We start from the raw sequence: 19,225 nt of genomic DNA on the forward strand, positions 1-19,225 counted from the left end.
CCTTCCGGACAATCGTCGAAGTTCACGGGAAGTGACTGCAAGCAGGGCTGAAACTGGAGAGACAAACATGTCTAAGCTGCTCGTCAAAGCCGACAAGGGCCATGGCCGCGTTGCCCATGTGACGCCGCAACGCGCCGGCTGGACCTATGTCGGTTTCGACCTGCACCGGCTGCAGCCCGGCGAAAGCGCCTCGGGAAAGACGGAAGATCGCGAGATCTGCCTGGTGTTCGTCACCGGCAAGGGCAAAGCTGCCGCCGGCGGCGAGGACCTCGGCCTGCTCGGCGAACGCATGTCGCCTTTCGAGGGCAAGCCCTGGTCGGTCTATGTCCCGCAAGGTTCGGACTGGTCGGTGACCGCGGATACGGAATTGGAACTGGCGGTCTGCTCGGCGCCGGGCCTCGGCGGCGGTTTGCCGGTTCGCGTCATCGCGCCGGACGATCTCGGCCAGGAGGTGCGCGGCAAGGGCACCAACACGCGCTATGTCACCAACATCCTGCCCGAGGGCGAGCCGGCCGATTCGCTGCTGGTGGTCGAGGTGATCACGCCCGGCGGCCACACGTCGAGCTATCCGCCGCACAAGCACGACCAGGACAATCTGCCTGATGAATCCTACCTCGAGGAGACCTATTACCACCGCCTCAACCCGCCGCAGGGCTTTGCCTTCCAACGCGTCTATACCGATGCCGATAGCAATGGCCATCGCGTGCTGGACGAGGCCATGGCGATCGAGGACGGCGATGTCGTCCTGGTTCCGAAAGGCTATCACCCCTGCGCCGCCTGCCATGGCTACGATCTTTACTATCTCAACGTGATGGCCGGGCCGAAACGGACGTGGAAATTCCACAACGCGCCCGAGCACGCGTGGTTGGTGAAGGCCTGATCAAGCCGTCCTTCATAGGGGTGGATGTTGGTCCAGCCGGGAAAAATCGCCGGCTAAGGACCTGAAGGGTCGATTTGCCTTCGAAAACCCTTCAAAGCTTCGTCAATCCGTCATGGAAATCACCTATGGCAACGAGACTGACGAGGACTCTCCATGCGTTATGCCATCTATTTCACCCCCCGGCAGGACGAACCGCTGGCGCGGATCGCCGCCAACTGGCTGGGCCGCGACCCGTTCGGCGCCGCGACGAAACCTGTCGAGGCCGTGGCCGACCTGTCGGCGGCCGAAGTCGCCTTCCACACCGCTTCGGCCCGGCGCTACGGTTTTCACGCAACGCTGAAGGCGCCCTTCCGCCTGGCTGCCAACGAGACGGAAACCTCTCTGCGCGCCACACTCGACGCGTTTGCCGAGGCGACGCCGGCGGTAACGATCCCGCGTCTTGTGGTCAGCCAGATCGACGGATTCTTCGCGCTGGTGCCACACGGGCCGGTTCCGGCGCTCAACGGCTTCGCCGATGATGTCGTGCGCGATTTCGACCGGTTTCGCGCACCGCTGACGGAAGCCGAAATCGAGCGGCGCAGCCCGGATTCCCTGAAGCCGGCCGAATTCCGCAATCTCTGCCAGTGGGGTTACCCCTATGTCTTCGACGCGTTTCGCTTTCACATGACGCTATCGGGGCGGGCGGCGTCACAGGAAAGCCCTCGTCTGCGCGCAGCAATCGAGGGCCTGTTCGCGGACGTGCTGCAACAGCCAGTGCTTGTCGATGCGCTGACGCTGTTTGTCGAGACCGAACCGGGCGCACCGTTCATGGTGCTTTCGCATCACGCGCTTGGCCGCAGCGCCGCCAGAAGAACCGCCTGAACCATTGCCCGCTACCCACAACCGGAAACCAAGGACTGCCTGAATGACCGCCGAGACCGTTTTGACCAACGCCCGCATCGTGCTTGCCGACGAGATCGTCGAGGGTTCGCTGGTGCTGCGTGACGGCCTCATCGCCGGGATCGACTCGGGTGCTGCCCGGGCCGGCGAGGACATGGGCGGCGACTATGTCATTCCCGGCCTGGTGGAACTCCATACCGACCATCTCGAGGGCCACTACGCGCCACGGCCCAAGGTGCGCTGGAATCCGATCGCCGCGGTGCTTGCCCATGATGCGCAGGTGGCGACGGCCGGCATCACCACCGTGCTCGACGCGCTGCGTGTCGGCATGGACGAGGACGCCGACCTGACGCTGGACGATATCCGCAAGCTGGCCGATGCGATCGAGGACAGTGTCCAGCAGGATCGGCTGCGCGCCGACCATTTCATCCATCTGCGCTGCGAGGTTTCGGCACCGGATTGCCTTAACGCCTTCGCCAGTTTCGACGGTGACGAGCGGGTCAGGCTGGCGTCGCTGATGGACCACGCGCCCGGCCAGCGCCAGTTCGTCAATCTCGAAACCTATGCCTATTATTATCAGCGCAAGCTCAAGCTGTCCGATCGCGACTTCAAGCTGTTCTGCGACAAGCGGATGGGCGAGTCGGCGCTCAATTCGGCCCCGAACCGTGCGGTGATCGCCGCGGCCTGCCATGAGCGCGGCATCGTGCTGGCGAGCCATGACGATGCAACGATCAGCCATGTCGGCGAAGCGATCGAGCAAGGCGTGCGTGTCGCCGAGTTCCCGACCACGGAAGAAGCCGCCAGGGCCTCGAGAGCGGCTGGGCTGGGCGTGCTGATGGGGGCGCCCAATGTCATGCGCGGCGCCTCGCATTCGGGCAATGTCTCGGCCCGCACTCTGGCAAGCGACGGCCTGCTCGACATCCTGTCGTCCGACTACATCCCGTTCAGCCTTATCCAGTCGGCGTTCTTCCTCGGCGACGTCGTCGAGGGCATCAGCTTGCCGCAGGCGGTCGCCATGGTTTCCAAGAATCCGGCCGAAGCGGTTGGCCTGACCGACCGCGGCATGATCGAGCAGGGTCGCCGCGCCGATCTTGTGCGGGTGCGTGTCGACGATCATGTTCCCGTCGTGCGGACCGTCTGGCGGCAGGGGAACCGGGTCGCGTGATGGTGTCGGCATCGATCGAGCGTGAGATGGCCGCCGCGACTTTTCCGATCCGCGACGGTGTCTTCGTCGCCGTTGTCGGGCCGAGCGGCGCCGGCAAGGACACTGTGATCGATTACGCCCGCGCCCGCTTCAGCGAGGAGCCCCGCCTGGACTTCGTGCGCCGCGTCATCACCAGGCCGAGCGATGCCGCGAGCGAGGACCACGACACGCTGGCGGACGCCGCCTTTGTCGAGGCCGAGGCCGACGGCGCCTTCGCCATCTCCTGGGAGGCGCATGGCCTGCGCTATGGCATCCCGGCCGATGTCGACTGGTCGGTCTCCAACGGCCGCGTCGCCATCGCCAACGTGTCGCGCGCGGTGATCCCGGTGCTGCGCGACCGTTATGCCAATCTGGCTGTCGTCGAGATCACGGCCTCGCCGGAGGTGCTGGCCGAGCGGCTGGCGATGCGCGGCCGTGAATCGCGCGGCGAGGTGCTGGCGCGTCTGGCGCGCAGCGCCAATGTGACCTTGTCGGGACCGGGTGTCACCTCGATCGACAATAGCGGCCCGCGCGAGGTCGCGGGCGAGCGCTTCGCCGAGATCTTGCGCAAGGCGATGGCCTTCTCCGACATTTCGGGGCTGATCTAGCTTCGCGGGCCACCCGCCCCTTCACACCGCTCGCCGATCCAAACAGAGAAACCGACTGTCAGGGTCGGCCGAGGGCTTGATGCTGTCCGGAAACTCCAATGCATGGTACCGATACCAACCAGCTGGCCTCGGCCCTCATCGTCGATCGTAGACAGGCTTTACATATTATAATAGCATACCATTATAGTCTTGGAGGAATGCCGCGTTTCCGGTTTTTGCAGGGAGCGTTGGCGAGCGGATATCGATCAGTTTTTTACGTCGTCGAGCGGCCTGCGCCCCGCTTGAGCGACGCCGAAACAAGGCGTTCAAAAATGCATGGGAGGAAAACATGCGGACTTTCCTGAGAGGGGCCGGCGGGTTGCTGGCCGGCATCGTGCTGGCAATCACGGCGCTGATACCGTCGATCGCTTCGGCACAGTCGGTCGACGAGATCATCTCGCGCGGCAAGCTTATCGTCGCCATAGACACCACGACCCCGCCCTATGGCTTTCTCGATGCCAATCTCAAGCCGACCGGCTTCGATATCGAAGTCGCCAACAAGATGGGCGAAGCGCTTGGCGTGCCCGTCGAATTCGTCACCGTCACCTCGCCTGGCCGTATTCCGGCGCTGCTGACCAAACAGGTCGACGCGGTGATCTCGATCTTCTCGATCACCCCGGCCCGCGCCATCCAGATCGACTATTCGATCCCCTATGCCGGCCAGTCGGCGGTGGTGATCGCGCCGAAGAGCACTGCCATCAAGGGCGTCGCGGATCTCGTCGGCAAGAAGGTCGGCCTGACCCGCGGCACCGGCGAGGACGGCCTGCTAACCAAGGCGGCAGAAGCCAATCCCGGCATCGAGATCCTGCGCTTCGACGACTATTCCTCGCTGTTGCAGGCGATGGTGTCGGGCCAGATCGACGCCATGGGCGGCGGCGACTATGGCGAAATCTATCTGAAGAAGGCGCAGAACGGCGACGCCTTCGAGCAGAAATACGTGCTGAAAACCTTCTATTTCGGTATCGGCGTCGCCAAGGGCAACGACAATCTGCGGCAATGGATCAACACCTGGCTGTTCAGCATGAAGACGGACGGCACGCTCGACGCATTGTCGATGAAGTACCGCAACCAGCCGCTGCCGGTGCTGCCGGTTTTCTGATCAAGTCTTCCATGAAGCAGCGGGGCCTGCGACGGCCCCGCTTTTCGTGACGGGATAGCCATGCAAACCGCCCTGCAATTCGGCCCGGTCCTGGTGCATCTCGACCTGCTGCTGCGCGGCCTGGTGAAGACCATCCAGTTGGCCGCACTGTCGATCCTGTTCGGCAACGCCATCGGTATTCTCGGCGCGGTCGGCCGCAGCTTCGGGCCGCGCTTCCTGTCGTGGCCCATCGCCGCCTATGTCGAGCTCATCCGCAACACGCCGCTGTTGATCCAGCTCTATTTCGTCTTCTTCTCGCTGCCGCTGTTCGGCTTCAAACTGTCGAGCAACACGGCTGCCGTCGTCGCGCTTTCGATCCATCTGGGCGCTTATGCGACCGAGATCCTGCGCGCCGGCATCGAGTCCATTCCGGAAGGGCAGATCGAGGCGGCCAAATCGCTCGGCCTCGGCCGCTACCGCATCATCCGCCATGTCATCCTGGTGCCGGCGGCGCGCGCCGTCTACCCGTCGCTGTCGGCGCAGTTCATCCTGCAGATCATGGGCACTTCGATCGTCGGCGCCATCGCCGCTGAGGAACTGACGGCGGTGGCCAACAATCTGGTCATGCAGACGTTCCGAAGCTTCGAGGTCTACATCATCATTGCCGTCATCTATTTCGTGCTGGTGCAGGCCGCCAGCCTGCTTTTCGCCGGTGTCGGCAAGCTCATGTTCCGGTGGAAAGTCTGACCCATGAGCCTGCGCGACTTCGGCCCCAACGAATTGATGTTCCTGCTGCTGGCGACACGCTGGACGATCCTGCTGGCGCTGGTCGCCTTCGCCGGCGGCGGCGTGATCGGCCTTGTTGTGGCGGCACTGCGCGTCGCGCCGGCGCGACCGCTGCGCTGGCTGGCGGTCTTCTATATCCAGTTCTTCATGGGCACGCCGATCCTGATCCAGCTGTTCATGGCCTATTACGGGTCTTCGTTCCTTGGCTACCGGCCGGATCCGTGGGTGGCGGCTGCCGTGACGTTCTCGCTCAATGGCGGTGCTTTCTTCGGCGAGATCTTTCGCGGCGCGATCGAGGCGATCCCGAAAGGCCAGTGGGAGGCGGCAACCGCGCTCGGCTTGCGCTTTGTCAGGACGTTGCGGCTGGTGATCATTCCGCAGGCGGTGCGGCTGATGCTGCCGCCGACCGTCGGTTTCATGGTGCAGATCGTCAAGACGACATCGATCGCCTCGCTGATCGGGCTGACCGAGCTTGCCCGCGCCGCCACGCAGGTCAACACGGTGACCTTCCAGCCGGTGATGGTGTTCGGCACGGTATCGATCATCTACTTCGCGCTGTGCTGGCCGTTATCGCTCTATGCCGGCCATCTCGAGCGGCGCTTTGCGACGGGAATGTCGCGCAAGGTCGAGAACCCGCTGGTGATGTCAGCGGTGTAGATCAGCCCTTGAAGGCCGGCAGGGTCAGGCCCTTGACGCCGACGTCGAGCGCGAAAAGTCCGCCCGGATATTCCTGGCCAACGAAGTGACTGGCGGGGCGCCTGAGTACGGCCGAAGTGACATAGAGGATGTCGATATCCCTGCCGCCGAATTCGCAGCAAGTCGGCAGGTCGGTCGGCAGCACCACCGTCTGCATCAGGCGGCCGTCGGGATCGTAGCGGCACACCTTGCCGGTGACCGGGATGGTGACCCAGTAGCAGCCCTCGGCATCGACAGTCGCGCCATCGGCGACGCCGCCGGTCACCGTCATGTCGATGAAGGTGCGGCGGTTTTCGATGTCGCCGGTGGCCGGATCGAAATCATAGGCCCAGACAGCGCCGGCATGGCTGTCGGAGAAATACATCGTCTTTGAATCCGGGCTCCAGGCCAGCCCGTTCGAACAGCCGATGCCATCGATCATCCTGTGCACCGAAAGGTCGGGATCGAGCCGGTAGAGCGCGCCGATGAACTCGATCGGTTGGCCCGGCACCTCGAACATCGAGCCCGACCAGAACCTTCCTTGCCTGTCCGGCTTGCCGTCGTTGAAACGGGTCTTCGGCATATCCGCTTCCGGATCGACGATCGCCTCGAATGTGCCGGTCGCCGGGTCGAAGAAATGGAAGCCGTTTGTCATGGTCAGCACCAGGCCGCCCTTCTCGCGCAGGCCGAGGCAGCCGAGATATTCCGGCGTCTCGAACACCTCGTCCTTGCCGGTCGCTGGGTCGTAGCGGTGGATCAGCTTCTTCCAGATGTCGATCCACCAGAGCACGCCGGCCTTGGGATCCCAGAGCGTGCCCTCGCCGAGCTCGGCCCTGGCATCGACGACACAGGTGATTTCGACCATGTTCAGCTCGCCTTTCTGCGCATCTTGCCGCCAAGCCCGGCAAAAGTCTCGCTGCCGATCGATACTGTCAGCAGGATGACGGCGCCATAGACGATGAGCAGCGCCCCGCTCGACAGGTTGAGCGCCGGCAGCAGGCCGGTGAGGATGGTCAGCACCATGGCGCCGGCGACGGTGCCGAGATAGTGGCCGCTGCCGCCGAGGATCGAGGCGCCGCCGATGGCGACCGCGGCGATCGAGGTGAACAGATAGGCGTCGCCCATGCCGAGATAGGCCTGGCCGGAATAGCCGGTCAGGAGCATGCCGGCGAAAGCGGCGGTGAGGCCGGAGATGACATAGGTCAGGATAGTGGTGCGCGCCGTCGGCACGCCGGAGAATTCGGCGACCGTGGCGCTGGTGCCGAGCGCATAAAGATGACGGCCGAATGCCGCCTTGGAGAGCAGCAGCGTCGCCACCAGCGTCAGCGCCAGCCAGATCAGCGCAATCACCGGAAAGCCGCCGATCCGCCCGACCGACAGGAACTGGATCAAGGCCGGCGCCGAGGGCGTCGGCGAGCCGCCGGTCAGCACCAGGATGAGGCCTTGCAGGATGACGTTGGTGGCCAGCGTCATGATGATCGGCGGCACGCCGAACTGGGCGACGCCAACGCCATTGACCAGGCCGATGAGGGCGCCGCCGGCGAGCAGCAGCGGCATGACCCAGACCAGCGGCAGATCCTGCCCGCCGCACAGCAGGGCCATGACGATGGCCGCGGAATTCAGCACCCAGGGGACCGACAGGTCGATGCCGCCGCCGATGATCACGACGGTCTGGCCGAGCGCCACGATGCCGACGAAGGCGGCCAGCACGACGGTCGAGCGCATGTTGGAGATGGAGAGGAAGCCCGGCGAGAATAGCGCCGTGACCAGGAGCAGCACGACCATGCCGGCATAGGCGAGCACGATGAGCCGGTTGCGGGCGAGAAAGGCGCTCATTGGACACGGTTCCTTGCGGCCTTCTCGGCGACGGAACTGGCCAGCACCGAAAGCAGCAGGATGACCCCAGATGCGACTGGCTGCCAATAACTCGACACGTGCAGGACGAAGACGAGATTGCCGATCAGGGTCAGCACGAAGGCGCCGATCAGCGTGCCGGCCAGGTGCCCGCGGCCGCCGAACAGGCTGACGCCGCCGATGACCGCCGCCGCCACCGAGGGCAGGATGTAGTCCTTGCCGATGGTCGGCGAGCCCGCCCCGGTCTGCGTCACCAGGAACAGCGCCGCGCCCGCCGCGAACAGGCCGGACAGGCCATAGGTGACGAGATTGACGCGGGTGATCGACACGCCGGACAGGAAGGCGGATTTTTCGTTGGATCCGGTCGCCTGGATGGTGAGGCCAACTCCGGTGGCGCGGAACCACCACCAGAACAGCAGCAGCGCCAGCAGCATCCAGACAGGGCTGGTCAGGCCAAGCAGCTGCGCCGAGGCGAAGCCGACCCACCAGCCTGGAATACTGCCGCCATCGGTCGGCAGGATGATCATGGCGATGCCGTTGAGGATCGACCAGGTGGCGAGCGTCACCAGGAAGGGCTGCAGCTTGAGCAGCGAAATCAACAGGCCATTGAGCGCACCGATCAGGAAGCCGAGCGCCAGGATGATCACCATCCACAGCGCCGTGGTCGACGGATCGTCGGTGAAGCGCGTCGCCGCGATGACCGTGCCAAGGCTGATCATGCCGCCGATCGACAGATCAATGCCGCCGCGCACCAGAACGATGGTCTGCCCGGTCGCGGCCAGCATCAGCGTCATCGCCGCCGCCGTGTCGAGGTTGATCTCGTCCAATGTGAAGACGCCGGACTGCAGGCTGCCGTAGATGGCGACGATCAGGGTCAGCATCAGGCAGGCGACGAGGAACGGCGCGCGGTCGAGCACGCGGCCGCGCCAATCTATGCCAAATGGCTGCATTTTCATCTCGACCGATCTTTCCGCGACGGACATCACCATGCCTCAGGCAGCCTCGCTCTCGAGCATGGCGGCGCGCAGGATATCCGCCTCCGAAATCCGGTCGCCTTCAAGGGTCGCGGCCACGCGTCCGTTGCGCATCACCAGCACGCGGTCGGCGACATGGACAAGCTCCGGCATGTCGCTGGAGTGGAACAGGATGGCGTAGCCCTTGGCGGCCAGGTCACGCATCAACTGGAAGATCTCCCCCTTGGTGCCGACATCGACGCCACGCGTCGGATCGTAGAGCAGCAGCACGCGCGCTTGCGTCAGCAGCATCTTGCCGAAGATCACCTTCTGCTGGTTGCCGCCGGACAGCGTGCCGGCCAGCTGCTCCGGCGTGCCGGCCTTGATGCGCAGGAAATCGACCATCTCCTTGACCAGCTCTGCTTCCTTTTGCCGGCTCAACAGGCCGTGCTCTGTGAATCGCCCGATGACCGACAGGGTCAGATTCTCACGCACGCTCTTGGTCAGCAGCAGGCCCTGCCCGCGCCGGTCCTCCGGCACCAAAGCGATGCCGTCCCTGCCGGTCAGCGCCTGGCGTGGATTGTTGATGGAGACCGGCTTGCCCCATAGCTCGATGGTGCCGCTGGCCCTGGTGGCGCCGAACAGCGACTGGAACAGCTCGCGCTGGCCGTGGCCCTGCAGGCCGCCGACGCCGAGCACCTCGCCCTCGCGCAGGGCAAAGTCGACGCCGGAAAGCCGGCTGCCGCTGGAAAACCCCTTGACCCTCACCGCAATGCGATCGGTCGCCGTGGCGATGCGCTCGGGATAGAGCCGATCGAGGCGGCGACCGATCATCTGGGTAACGATTTCATTGTCGGAGACGGCGTTGGCCTCGTGCACGGCGATGGTGCTGCCATTGCGGAAGATGGTCAGCCGGTCGGCGATGGCGCGGACCTCGGCCATGCGGTGCGAGATGAAGATGACCAGCCTGCCTTCGGCGGCCAGTTGCCGGGTGAGCTTGAGCAGCCATTCGGCCTCCCGCGCCGGCAGCGCCGAGGTCGCCTCGTCGAGGATCAGGATGCGCGGGTCCTTGGCCAACCCCTTGGCGATCTCGACGATCTGCCGTTCGGCCAAGGTCAACCGCCGCAACTCCTGGTCGGGACGCAGCGTCGGGAAATCGTATTTGTCGAGCAGCGCCAGCGTCCTGCGGCGCATCTCCGCGCGGTTGACGGTGCGCAGAAGCGTCCTTGGTTCATGACGGAACCAGATGTTCTGCTCGACGGTGAGGTCGGGGATCAGCGACAGTTCCTGGAAGACGGCGGCGATGCCGCGCGCCTGGGCCGCATCGGGATTGGCGGGGCGATAGTCCCGACCTTCCACCAGGATCGAGCCGCCATCGTGCTGGACCGCGCCCGACAGTATCTGGATAAAGGTGCTCTTGCCGGCGCCGTTCTCGCCCAGAAGCGCGTGCACCTCGCCGGCGCGGGCGCTGAATGTCGCTTCGCTGAGCGCGACGATGCCGCCATAGCGTTTGGACAGGCCGTTGACGGAGACGAGGTCCATGAATGCGCCTTCGAAAAGCTCTCCCGACATCTTGCGATGCCGGGAGACAAGGTCGTGGTCAAATCTTACTTGCTGCCGGCGGCTTCCGCGGCGGTGATCTCGACCCAGTCGGGCGTGATCGGCAGTGTCAGGCCAGGCGCCTGGTCGGGGAAGGCATTTTCGCCGACCGCGATCTTGATCATCTTGGTGCCGGGATAAAGCTTCGACTCGAAGGGATCGGTGGTGACGAAATCACCCTTCACGGAAATGGACCGGTCAGCCGGCTTCTTGCCGGTGTCGAGAATGTCGACCGCCAGCTTGATCGCTTCCGACGACAGATAGGCCGGGTTCGAACCCAGAATGCACTTGGCACCCTGTGTCTGCGCGCAGGTTACGGCGGCGACATTGTAGGAGAAGCCGACGACCGGGACGATCGGCCGACCGGCATCCTTCAGTGCCTGGATGGCGCCCGAACCGTAGCCTTGCGTCATGATGCCGTCGATCTTCGGGTTAGCGGCCAGCAGCGCCGCGACGCCCGACTGTTCGGGTCCAAGCGCGTAGTTGCCGTTATAGTAGCCGACCACCTTGATGTCGGGATATTTGGCCAGCACCTTCTCATAACCCCCCTGCAGCTGCGCCGAGATCGGCGCGCCTGCGAGGCCGCGGTCGAGGATGATGTTGCCCTTGCCGCCAAGTTGCACGGCCATCCACTCGGCCATGACCGAGGGGATACGGTCCCAGTCGGACGCGACGGCGAACGCGCAGGGCTCGGTCACCACTTGGTCGAAGCTGATGACGACGATGCCGGCATCGCAGGCCTTCTTGATGGTCGGGTTCAGCGCCGAATCCGAACCGGCATCGACCAGGATGGCATCCGGCTTCTGGCGGATGATGTTGTTCAGCGAGTTGATCTGCGCCTGGACGGTGTTCTCGACATTCTCGATCTTGAGATCGACGCGGCCCTTCAGCGGCCCCTTGCTGACCGACACGGTGGCGACGCGTTCCATCTGCTGGCGCCAGTCATTGCCGACGAAATTGTTCGAGAGATAGATGGTGTAGGGCTTCTTGTCCTCGGCGTGGCCGGCATGCATGCCGAATGCCATCATTGTGGCGGCAAGTGCGGCCAGGCCGGACCTACGGTTCAACAGGTTCACGATTTTTTCCTCCCATTTTTCGTTTAAAAAGCATCAGCGCCAAATTCCGGCGCATTGAATCAGGCGATGCGGGATCAGGTTCCCGAGGCCTCCTTGGGCGTGATATCGACCCAGGCCGGCGACACCGGCAAGGAAAGCCTTGGCGCCGACCACAAGCTCCTCAATCTCATGGTCTCCTCCCTGTGTTTCCCACCTCGGCCAGCGATGGACTGCGCCATCTCGATCGGACGAAGATAGTAAATTGATACCGGTACCAATTGCGGTTGTCAATTTGACCGAGCTTCCCCCGAGGCTGCCTTCGCTTGCGAAACTCCGCCGGATTTCCTCCCGGGCGATTCCGTTAGCGGCCAGCATCTCAGCCTAGCTATCATGCTATTATAATTTTATAGGCGTGTCCATGCGGCGGGCGTCAGAAAATGCGCCTCCCCACGATCAGGACAGGTCGTTGGGCGCGTCGTAGGTGATGCTGAAGATGTCGGCGGGATGGCGGGCAACGGAGAATTCGATGCTGCGCTGGTCGGCCGATTGGTAGAGCATCTCCACCGTCAGCACCGGGCTGCCAAGCGTGATGCCGAGGTCGGCAGCAACCGCCTCATCGGCGATTTCGGCACGCACGGTGACATGGGCCACATCGAGCCGCAGGCCGAGATGCTTCTGCACCGAGCGGAAGATCAGCACGTCGGAAAAATCCTCGCGCTTCATCCTGGCGCCGATATCGGGCGGAAAGTAGGTGGTGATCTGCGCCTTGCGCTGTTCACCGATCGCCAGAACGCTGCGCAGGCAATAGCCGGCCTCCTCCTTGCCCATGCCGAAATGACGCTGGAGCACAGGGGAAAGCTCCTTGCGATAGGATTTCACTGTCAGCTGCGCGTCCTTGGTGAAGGCCGCCATGTCGGCGAAATTCTTGAACTTCCAGCTGAGATTGACGGAGGGGCTGCGCGCCGTGACGACCGCGGGCTTGGCCGAGCGTTTCCTGATCAGGCCATCGGCCTCGAGATCGCGCAGCGCCTGGCGCACGGTGATCAGGCTGACGCCGAAATGCTCGGCGATGGTTGCTTCCTTCGGCAATTCGCCGCCGACGGGAAAAGTGCCGTTGCCGATCGGCTCGCGCAATATGTCGGCGAGCTGGCGATAAAGCGGCCCGTTGGCGCGGCCGAGCGTGCGTCTGGGGAGACTGTCGATGGTGGAAACGGAGTGATCCATGTGCCTCGTCGCGCTGCTGTCGAAGCTTTTATAATAGCTTCCTTGGCCCGAGGCTATCGCAGGACGCTCAAAAGTCGTGCCGGATGCAAGGTGACGACACCGATCAGTCACAAGCATGGCGGACCATCGCCTCAGACGAAAAGGCGAAGCGGGTTTTCGATGGCGGACTTCAACGAGGCGAACCACGCGATCGCGGTCGCCTCATCGACGCTTGCCGCATCCGTCGTGAGCAGGCAATCGGCATGGTCGCCCGCCATGTTGACCGAGACGGCCAGGCGCATGGCGCGGCCCTGCAGCAGCGGCATCATCATCGGCCGTATGTCGCCGGCCGGCAGCACACGCAGCGACAGCACCGCTGCTTTTTCCGCGTCGTCGCGGTCGCTGGCCAATGCTGCAAGCCGCGTCGCGCGCAGCAATGTCATCGGCATCTCCGGATCCGTGGCGAGCACCATCTGGCGGCCGACCAGTTCCAGGGCCACCGGCGCGTCGAAACTTTTGTGAGGATTCTCAGCGAACGCACGATCCACCGCGCGCAGCAGGATGTCGTCGATGTCGAACGTCTTCCCCGTGCTCGCCAGCGCGGCCAGCAGGTCACCGAGCGCACCTAGGCTGAGCGACGTGGCGAAAGCGGCAATGCGGGGCGCTGCAACCGGCGGCGCGGCGATTGGAATGGCGACAGCGGCAGCGACCTCAGGTGCATTTGCCGGCGCGACAACCGGAACGAAACCGAGCACATCGGCGGCCAGGATACGGCCGTCCGGACCGCTGCCGTGGAGCGTCTCGAGCGGAAGGCCACGCTCACGCGCCAGGCGGCGCGCGTAAGGCGACACCGCCGGACGCCGGGTTTGGCCGACCGCCATGTTCATTTCAGGTACTCGGCATTGACACAGTTGGTGAGCCGGCCCTCGGCGAGGTAGGCGTGCACCACTTCGATCGATTTCAACCGGAGATCGCGCATGGACGCCGGGCTGTAGAAAGCCGCGTGCGGGGTGACGATCAGCCGGTTGGCGATCCACGGCTCGCCACGCCTCCATGCCGCCAGCAATGGATGGTCGAGGTCGCCCGGTTCGTTCGGCAGCACATCCAGACCTGCCCCGGCGACTGTGCCCTCGCGCATGGCCGCTTCGAGCGCGTCGAGATCGACGATCGGACCGCGCGCGGTGTTGACCAGCACCAGGCCGGGCTTGGCGGCGGCGAAGGCGGCTGCGCCGAGCAGCTTGCGGGTTTCGTCGCTGAGCGGCGTGTGGACGCTCACCACATCCGCCCGCCCCATGAGTTCGGCCAGCGAATGAACGCGCTCGTAGCCGGTCGAGAGGTCGACGCCCGACAGAAGATGCGGATCATAGAACACGACCTTCATGTCGAAGGCGGCGGCGCGGCGGGCGGCGGCAAGCCCGATACGGCCGAGCCCGACAATGCCGAAGGTCGCGCCCTTGTGCCGACGCACCAGCGGCCCTTTGGAGAAATGCCAGCCCTCCGCGCCGTTGCCGGAAAGCTCGGCGCCATAGGCGGAGGTGCCGCGCGTCAGCGCCAGCATCAGGGCGATGGCATGGTCGGCGACCTCCGTGGTGCCATAGTCCGGCACGTTGCAGGCCGGAATCTTGCGCGCGCCCCAGCCCGCCGTGTCGATGTTGTCGAAGCCGACGCCGGAGCGAACCGCGATCCGTGCCTTGGGAAAAGCTGTCGGCGCGGCGGCGACATTATGCGTCGGCGAATAATTGATGACGGCATCGACCTCTTCGCAGATGGCCGGATCGAGCGCGGCGGCCTTGTCGTTGGTCGACCGTGCGAGAATGAGTTCGACGTCGGGATAGTGCTCGCGCTCGAGTTCGGCCTCGTCGGCGGCTTGCCAGTTGGCGCACAGGATCTTCATGCTTGCCCTTCGCATTTCATGTTCCGATGGTGTTATTTTCTGATGCCGCCAATGCGGCCGCCCATCGGCACCACGGCGCCGACCGGTTGATCGATGGCGCTGAGCGTACCGCTGATCGGCGCCTCGATCTCGACCACGGCCTTGTCGGTTTCGATCTCGGCGATCAGTTCGCCTTCCTTCACCGCATCGCCGACGGCCCTGAGCCATTTGATGACGGTGCCTTCGCTGACGGTGAGGTCCCCGAACGGCATTGTGATTGGCTCGTCATCGCTCGCGGCGGCAGGCGGCTGGGGTGACGGCGCGGCCGGCGCGAGCTTGGCCGGAGCCGGTGCGGGACTAGCCGGCGCGGCACTCTTCAGCCCGACCGTGTACCAATGATCCGGCACCGGCGGTTTGCCGGCAATCACATCCCGCACGCCTTGAGCGATGCGGCCCGTGTCGACCAGCATGGCGCGTTCCAGGACAGGCGCGAAGGGATGCGACGTCGGCGCCGTGTGCAGTCGTCCGGGCGGAGCATCAAGTTCATCGAAGGCAAGTTCGTTGATGGCCTGGGCGATCTCGCCGCCAAGGCCGCACATCGCCCAGGCCTCGTCGACGACGAGCAGCCGATGCGTCTTGCGGACGCTGGCGACAATCGTCTCGATATCGAGCGGCATGATGGTGCGCGGATCGATCACCTCGGCCTCAATGCCTTCGGCGGCGAGGGTCTCGGCGGCCTCCAGCGCGCGCTGCACCATCTGGCCGGCGGCAACGATCGTGATGTCGGTGCCGGCCCGCGCGATGCGGGCGACGCCGAACGGCACATAATGATCGCCCACCGGCACCTCACCCTTGGAGGCAAAAAGCGCCTTGGGTTCGAGCATGATGACGGGATCGCCGGCCCTGAGCGCCGTCTTCATCAGTCCCTTGGCGTCGGCCGGGGTCGATGGCACGCAGACGATGAGGCCTGGCATGTGGGCGAAGACCGGATGATAGATGCCGCTGTGGTGCGGGCCTGAACTGCGCAGCGCGCCGGCGCCGACGCGAACCACCATCGGCGCGCTCATCCGGCCGCTGGTCATGTAGCGCAGCTTAGCCGCCTGCAGGAAGATCTGGCCCGCGGTCTCGAATGCGAAGTCGGCAAACATCAGGTCCGAGACGGTGCGCGCACCGGTGGCCGAGGCGCCGACGGCGGCAGCGGTGAAGCCCTGCTCCGAGATCGGCGTGTCGACCATGCGCTCGGCGCCGAACTCCTGCCACAGGTTCTTGGTGTGGGCGAAACTGCCGCCACGCTCGCCGGTGCCCTCGCCGAAATAGAGGATCGCCGGGTTGGTGCGCATCTCCTCGGCGATGCCGTCGCGCACCGCTTCCAGCCAGCCCTGCGTGCGGGTCTCACCGACGACGCGCGGCTGCAACGCGGCCGGTGGATTGATCGGATCGGCAAAGACGTGCAGCCGGACCGATGCCGGGTCGGGCTCGGGCGAATTGCGGGCGAAGGTCAGTGCTTCCTCGACCACCTTCTCTATCCGCGACTCGATGGCTGCCAGCGCCTCGGCATCGGCAATGCCGTACTCCTCTACCAGCTTCTTGCGGAACATGTCGATCGGATCGCGCTTGATCCAGGCGTCGAGTTCTTCCTGCGTGCGGTAGGTGCCGATGACGGGATCGCCCTCATGGTGGCCGACGGTGCGGTAGGTCTTGGCCTCGATCAGCGTCGGGCCCTTGCCGGCACGGGCGCGCTCGGTCGCCTCCTTCATGGCCAGCCAGACGGCGAACACATCATTGCCGTCGACGGCGACGCCGGGCATGCCGTAGGAGGCAGCCTTGGTCGCGATCTCAGGATTGAGCGTGATCGACTTCAGCGGTGTCGCGGTGGCGTAAAGATTGTTCTCGCAGATGAACACGGCCGGAGCACGCTGCACGGCGGCGAAATTGAGCGCCTCGTGAAAGCCGCCATGGTTGGCGGCGCCGTCGCCGAAGAAGGCGACGCCGATGTCATCGCGGCCCTGCTGGCGGGCACCCATGCCGATGCCGACGGCATGGCCTATGCCGGCGGCGACAATGCCGTTGGTGCCGAACAGGCCGACCGAGCGGTCGTAAAGATGCATGGTGCCACCGCGGCCGCCGCAGATGCCGTCGGCCTTGCCGAACAGCTCGGCCATCACCCGGCCGGGATTGGCGCCCTTGGCCAAAGCGTGGCCGTGGCCGCGATGGGTCGAGGTGAGCCAGTCGGTCGGGCGCAAATGGGCACACACGCCGACGCCTGTCGCCTCCTCGCCGATATAGAGATGCAGGAAGCCGGGTGTTTCGCCCTTGCGGCACGCGATCTGGGCGATGCTTTCGAAGCGCCGCAACAGCACCATGCGTTCGAACAGGTCGAGCAGGACCTGCTTGTCCGGCAGGTTTGGAACGCCCTTGAAATCGTCGCGCGCCCGCGCCGCTGAAATCGCCAATGAGGCCTCCCTGGTCGGTATTCGCACCGGCGTAGACAACACCGGTGGCGAGCTTGTTCGCCGCCCGCTTCGACGGATAATAGATTATAATAGCATAATGTCTACTGGCTCCGAGCGAGCCGTGTGAGGATCTAGATCTTGGTGATGCGAACGGTGGCGTCCGGCCGCTCGAACAGTTCCGGCCGCAGGCGGAGCCCGAGCCCCGGCCCTTCGAGCGGCGCCACATGGCCATCGGTGACCGGCGGAATATCGGCAACGATCTCGGTGTACCAGCCGGTGAAATAGGCGCGCACCGCCTCCTGGTAGTTGACGTTCGGCAAGGTCGCCGACAGCGCACAGCTGGCGGCATAGACGATCGGCCCGGTGCAGTCGTGCAGGGTGACAGGCAGCTCGCTGGCCTCGGCCATGTTGGCGATCTTGCGCGCTTCGGAGAGGCCACCGCACCAGGCGAGGTCGATCATGATCACGCTGGCCGCGCGCTTGTCGATCAGCTGCTTGAACATCTGTCGCGATGCCAGGCGTTCGCTGGCGGCGATCGGAATGGAGGTGTGGCGGGCAAGCTCGGCCATGGTATCGAGCTCATTGTAGCGGATCGGCTCCTCCAGCCAGGCGACGTCGTAAGGCTTCAAGGCCTCGGCGATGCGCAGCACCGGCGGCAAGGTCCATAGCCCGTGCAGTTCGACCATGATCTCCATGTCGCGGCCGACGGCATCGCGGATCTTCTGGAATGGCTCCAATGCCTTGTCGAGATCGGCAAGCGAGATGCGGGTGCCGTTCGACGCCTCCGCCGCAATATCGAAGGGCCAGATCTTCATGGCGACGATGCCTTCGGATTTCAGGCTTTTGGCAAGGTCGCCGGCTTTGTAGCGCCAGGCGAGCAGATCCTCGTACGGTCCCTCGTTCGAATCGCCTGCCTTGAGCGACCAGTCCTCGCCTCGTTCGAACAAGGCATTCCTTTTTGTGGCGCGGACATGCTTGTAGCCGGCGCAGGTGTTGTAGATCGGAACGGTTTTGTGGGTGCGGCCGCCAAGCAGCCGCCAGACCGGCTCGCCGAGCGCCTGGCCATAAATGTCCCACAGCGCGATGTTGACGGCGGAATTGCCGCGCACCTCTGCACCGGAATCGCGCGCGCCGACATAGACGCTGCCCAAGGTGCGGTCGTGCAGCTCGATGTCGCGCGGATCCTTGCCCAAGAGATAGGACGCGACATTGTCGTGGATATAGGAGGCGACAGGGCCCGGCGCCCAAAAGGTCTCGCCCGTGCCGATGATTCCGGCGTCGGTGTGGACACGCAGCCAGAACAGGAACGGGAACTCGGCGAGCTGCAATGTTTCGAGCGCCACGATTTTCATCTTTTCTCTCCCCATGTAGCAGGCCGTTTAGTCGACGGGACAATAGCACATCGGCGTTGACAGCCATTTATGGTACCGGTATCAATTCCGTCAAGATCACCACCGGGAGGGTGCCCGCTTGCCTGCGGACAATCAAAACACGACGCCGAAAAAAGCCTTGGTCACAGGTGCCGCCGGCGGTCTCGGCCGTGAGGTGGCGATCCAGCTGGCCCGGCGTGGCTGCAGCGTCGCGGTGACCGACATCAATGGTGAAGGACTGGCTGAAACGGCGCGGCAAATCACCGGTGCAGGCATGGAAGCCGAGACCATCATCGGCGATTTCACCATCGAGGGCGCCCCGGAAGCGGCTGTGGAAAAGGTGGTCGCGCGCTGGGGTGGCATCGATATCCTGGTCAACAATGCCGGCTATGGCGTGATCGAACCGTTCCTCGATGCCACCTTCAAGGCATGGACGCGCACGCTGGCGCTCAACGTCACGGCGCTTGCCATGGCCTGCAAGGCTGCCGGCCGGGTGATGCGCGACCAAAAGTCGGGCCGCATCGTCAACATCACCTCGCCCGGCTCGCGCATGGCGCTGCCCGACTACACCGCCTACACGGCGAGTAAGGCCGGCGTCGATTCCATCACCCGCGCCGCGGCCGTGGCGCTGGCGCCGTACGGCGTGCTGGTCAACAGCCTGGCGCCCGGCATGATGGACACCGAAATGCAGCGCTCGACCGAGGCCGATCTCGCCCGCGCCAGCGGCCGCAACGATC

General features: G+C 64.6%; 18 protein-coding genes. 8 read left to right on the forward strand and 10 right to left on the reverse strand.

Going from position 1 to position 19,225, the window contains the following annotated elements; all coding sequences use genetic code 11:
* The first annotated feature begins 67 nt into the window (after positions 1-67).
* The 7 genes from iolB to WC739_RS09375 all read left to right on the forward strand — a co-directional run bounded on the left by iolB (position 68) and on the right by WC739_RS09375 (position 6,110).
* The gene (gene iolB / locus WC739_RS09345) at positions 68-880 is read left to right on the forward strand and encodes a 5-deoxy-glucuronate isomerase (protein WP_372952745.1); all 813 of its coding nucleotides are present in this window, start codon (positions 68-70) and stop codon (positions 878-880) included.
* A gap of 153 nt (positions 881-1,033) precedes the next feature.
* Positions 1,034-1,741 carry a DUF1045 domain-containing protein gene (locus WC739_RS09350; protein WP_372952746.1) on the forward strand — a complete coding sequence of 236 codons (708 nt, stop codon included), beginning with the start codon at positions 1,034-1,036 and terminating at the stop codon, positions 1,739-1,741.
* Positions 1,742-1,784: 43 nt separating this feature from the next.
* The gene (locus tag WC739_RS09355) at positions 1,785-2,924 is read left to right on the forward strand and encodes an alpha-D-ribose 1-methylphosphonate 5-triphosphate diphosphatase (protein WP_372952747.1); all 1,140 of its coding nucleotides are present in this window, start codon (positions 1,785-1,787) and stop codon (positions 2,922-2,924) included.
* Positions 2,921-3,550, forward strand: coding sequence for a phosphonate metabolism protein/1,5-bisphosphokinase (PRPP-forming) PhnN (phnN, locus tag WC739_RS09360; RefSeq protein WP_372952748.1), 630 nt, complete (start codon positions 2,921-2,923; stop codon positions 3,548-3,550). Before WC739_RS09355 ends, phnN begins: the two co-directional genes overlap by 4 nt.
* 328 nt (positions 3,551-3,878) lie before the next feature.
* Positions 3,879-4,688, forward strand: coding sequence for a transporter substrate-binding domain-containing protein (locus WC739_RS09365; protein ID WP_372952749.1), 810 nt, complete (start codon positions 3,879-3,881; stop codon positions 4,686-4,688).
* Between the two features lie 60 nt (positions 4,689-4,748).
* Positions 4,749-5,414 (forward strand): amino acid ABC transporter permease, encoded by a 666-nt coding sequence (locus tag WC739_RS09370; protein ID WP_372952750.1) that lies wholly within the window; start codon positions 4,749-4,751, stop codon positions 5,412-5,414.
* A gap of 3 nt (positions 5,415-5,417) precedes the next feature.
* Positions 5,418-6,110 carry an amino acid ABC transporter permease gene (locus WC739_RS09375; RefSeq protein WP_372952751.1) on the forward strand — a complete coding sequence of 231 codons (693 nt, stop codon included), beginning with the start codon at positions 5,418-5,420 and terminating at the stop codon, positions 6,108-6,110.
* A 1-nt stretch (position 6,111) separates the two neighbouring features.
* On the opposite strand, the gene WC739_RS09380 is transcribed toward WC739_RS09375, so the two are convergent.
* The 10 genes from WC739_RS09380 to WC739_RS09425 form a co-directional block, all read right to left on the reverse strand.
* Positions 6,112-6,993: an SMP-30/gluconolactonase/LRE family protein gene (locus tag WC739_RS09380; protein WP_372952752.1), complete on the reverse strand. Its 882-nt coding sequence runs from the start codon at positions 6,991-6,993 to the stop codon at positions 6,112-6,114.
* 2 nt (positions 6,994-6,995) lie between these two features.
* On the reverse strand, positions 6,996-7,964 hold the full coding sequence (locus tag WC739_RS09385) for an ABC transporter permease (RefSeq protein WP_372952753.1): 969 nt from the start codon (positions 7,962-7,964) through the stop codon (positions 6,996-6,998).
* A complete protein-coding gene (locus WC739_RS09390) occupies positions 7,961-8,932 on the reverse strand; it encodes an ABC transporter permease (protein WP_372952754.1) in 972 nt (323 codons plus the stop codon). Before WC739_RS09390 ends, WC739_RS09385 begins: the two co-directional genes overlap by 4 nt.
* A 42-nt stretch (positions 8,933-8,974) precedes the next feature.
* The gene (locus tag WC739_RS09395; RefSeq protein WP_372952755.1) at positions 8,975-10,477 is read right to left on the reverse strand and encodes a sugar ABC transporter ATP-binding protein; all 1,503 of its coding nucleotides are present in this window, start codon (positions 10,475-10,477) and stop codon (positions 8,975-8,977) included.
* Positions 10,478-10,542: 65 nt separating this feature from the next.
* Positions 10,543-11,610 carry a sugar ABC transporter substrate-binding protein gene (locus WC739_RS09400; protein WP_372952756.1) on the reverse strand — a complete coding sequence of 356 codons (1,068 nt, stop codon included), beginning with the start codon at positions 11,608-11,610 and terminating at the stop codon, positions 10,543-10,545.
* Positions 11,611-12,042: 432 nt separating this feature from the next.
* The gene (locus WC739_RS09405; protein ID WP_372952757.1) at positions 12,043-12,813 is read right to left on the reverse strand and encodes a GntR family transcriptional regulator; all 771 of its coding nucleotides are present in this window, start codon (positions 12,811-12,813) and stop codon (positions 12,043-12,045) included.
* 131 nt (positions 12,814-12,944) lie between these two features.
* Complete coding sequence (locus tag WC739_RS09410) at positions 12,945-13,673, reverse strand: E3 binding domain-containing protein (RefSeq protein ID WP_372952758.1); 729 nt, start codon at positions 13,671-13,673, stop codon at positions 12,945-12,947.
* Between the two features lie 2 nt (positions 13,674-13,675).
* A complete protein-coding gene (locus WC739_RS09415) occupies positions 13,676-14,701 on the reverse strand; it encodes a C-terminal binding protein (RefSeq protein ID WP_372952759.1) in 1,026 nt (341 codons plus the stop codon).
* A gap of 17 nt (positions 14,702-14,718) precedes the next feature.
* Positions 14,719-17,118 carry a thiamine pyrophosphate-dependent enzyme gene (locus tag WC739_RS09420; RefSeq protein ID WP_372952760.1) on the reverse strand — a complete coding sequence of 800 codons (2,400 nt, stop codon included), beginning with the start codon at positions 17,116-17,118 and terminating at the stop codon, positions 14,719-14,721.
* 131 nt (positions 17,119-17,249) lie between these two features.
* A complete protein-coding gene (locus WC739_RS09425; RefSeq protein ID WP_372952761.1) occupies positions 17,250-18,470 on the reverse strand; it encodes a mandelate racemase/muconate lactonizing enzyme family protein in 1,221 nt (406 codons plus the stop codon).
* Between the two features lie 157 nt (positions 18,471-18,627).
* On the opposite strand from WC739_RS09425, the gene WC739_RS09430 reads away from it, so the two are divergent.
* Positions 18,628-19,225: SDR family NAD(P)-dependent oxidoreductase (locus WC739_RS09430; protein ID WP_372952762.1), on the forward strand; the 598-nt coding region annotated here is incomplete at its 3' end.

The sequence above is a fragment of the Mesorhizobium sp. genome, assembly GCF_041661565.1.
In the GTDB taxonomy this organism is placed as follows: domain Bacteria; phylum Pseudomonadota; class Alphaproteobacteria; order Rhizobiales; family Rhizobiaceae; genus Mesorhizobium.

Excerpts from the sequence above, each read along its gene's own strand:
- iolB (WP_372952745.1), top strand. The coding sequence starts at position 68 with ATGTCTAAGCTGCTCGTCAAAGCCGACAAGGGCCATGGCCGCGTTGCC.
- WC739_RS09350 (WP_372952746.1), top strand. The coding sequence starts at position 1,034 with ATGCGTTATGCCATCTATTTCACCCCCCGGCAGGACGAACCGCTGGCG.
- WC739_RS09355 (WP_372952747.1), top strand. The coding sequence starts at position 1,785 with ATGACCGCCGAGACCGTTTTGACCAACGCCCGCATCGTGCTTGCCGAC.
- WC739_RS09365 (WP_372952749.1), top strand. The coding sequence starts at position 3,879 with ATGCGGACTTTCCTGAGAGGGGCCGGCGGGTTGCTGGCCGGCATCGTG.
- WC739_RS09370 (WP_372952750.1), top strand. The coding sequence starts at position 4,749 with ATGCAAACCGCCCTGCAATTCGGCCCGGTCCTGGTGCATCTCGACCTG.
- WC739_RS09375 (WP_372952751.1), top strand. The coding sequence starts at position 5,418 with ATGAGCCTGCGCGACTTCGGCCCCAACGAATTGATGTTCCTGCTGCTG.
- WC739_RS09380 (WP_372952752.1), bottom strand. The coding sequence starts at position 6,993 with ATGGTCGAAATCACCTGTGTCGTCGATGCCAGGGCCGAGCTCGGCGAG.
- WC739_RS09385 (WP_372952753.1), bottom strand. The coding sequence starts at position 7,964 with ATGAGCGCCTTTCTCGCCCGCAACCGGCTCATCGTGCTCGCCTATGCC.
- WC739_RS09390 (WP_372952754.1), bottom strand. The coding sequence starts at position 8,932 with ATGCAGCCATTTGGCATAGATTGGCGCGGCCGCGTGCTCGACCGCGCG.
- WC739_RS09395 (WP_372952755.1), bottom strand. The coding sequence starts at position 10,477 with ATGGACCTCGTCTCCGTCAACGGCCTGTCCAAACGCTATGGCGGCATC.
- WC739_RS09405 (WP_372952757.1), bottom strand. The coding sequence starts at position 12,813 with ATGGATCACTCCGTTTCCACCATCGACAGTCTCCCCAGACGCACGCTC.
- WC739_RS09410 (WP_372952758.1), bottom strand. The coding sequence starts at position 13,673 with ATGGCGGTCGGCCAAACCCGGCGTCCGGCGGTGTCGCCTTACGCGCGC.
- WC739_RS09415 (WP_372952759.1), bottom strand. The coding sequence starts at position 14,701 with ATGCGAAGGGCAAGCATGAAGATCCTGTGCGCCAACTGGCAAGCCGCC.
- WC739_RS09425 (WP_372952761.1), bottom strand. The coding sequence starts at position 18,470 with ATGAAAATCGTGGCGCTCGAAACATTGCAGCTCGCCGAGTTCCCGTTC.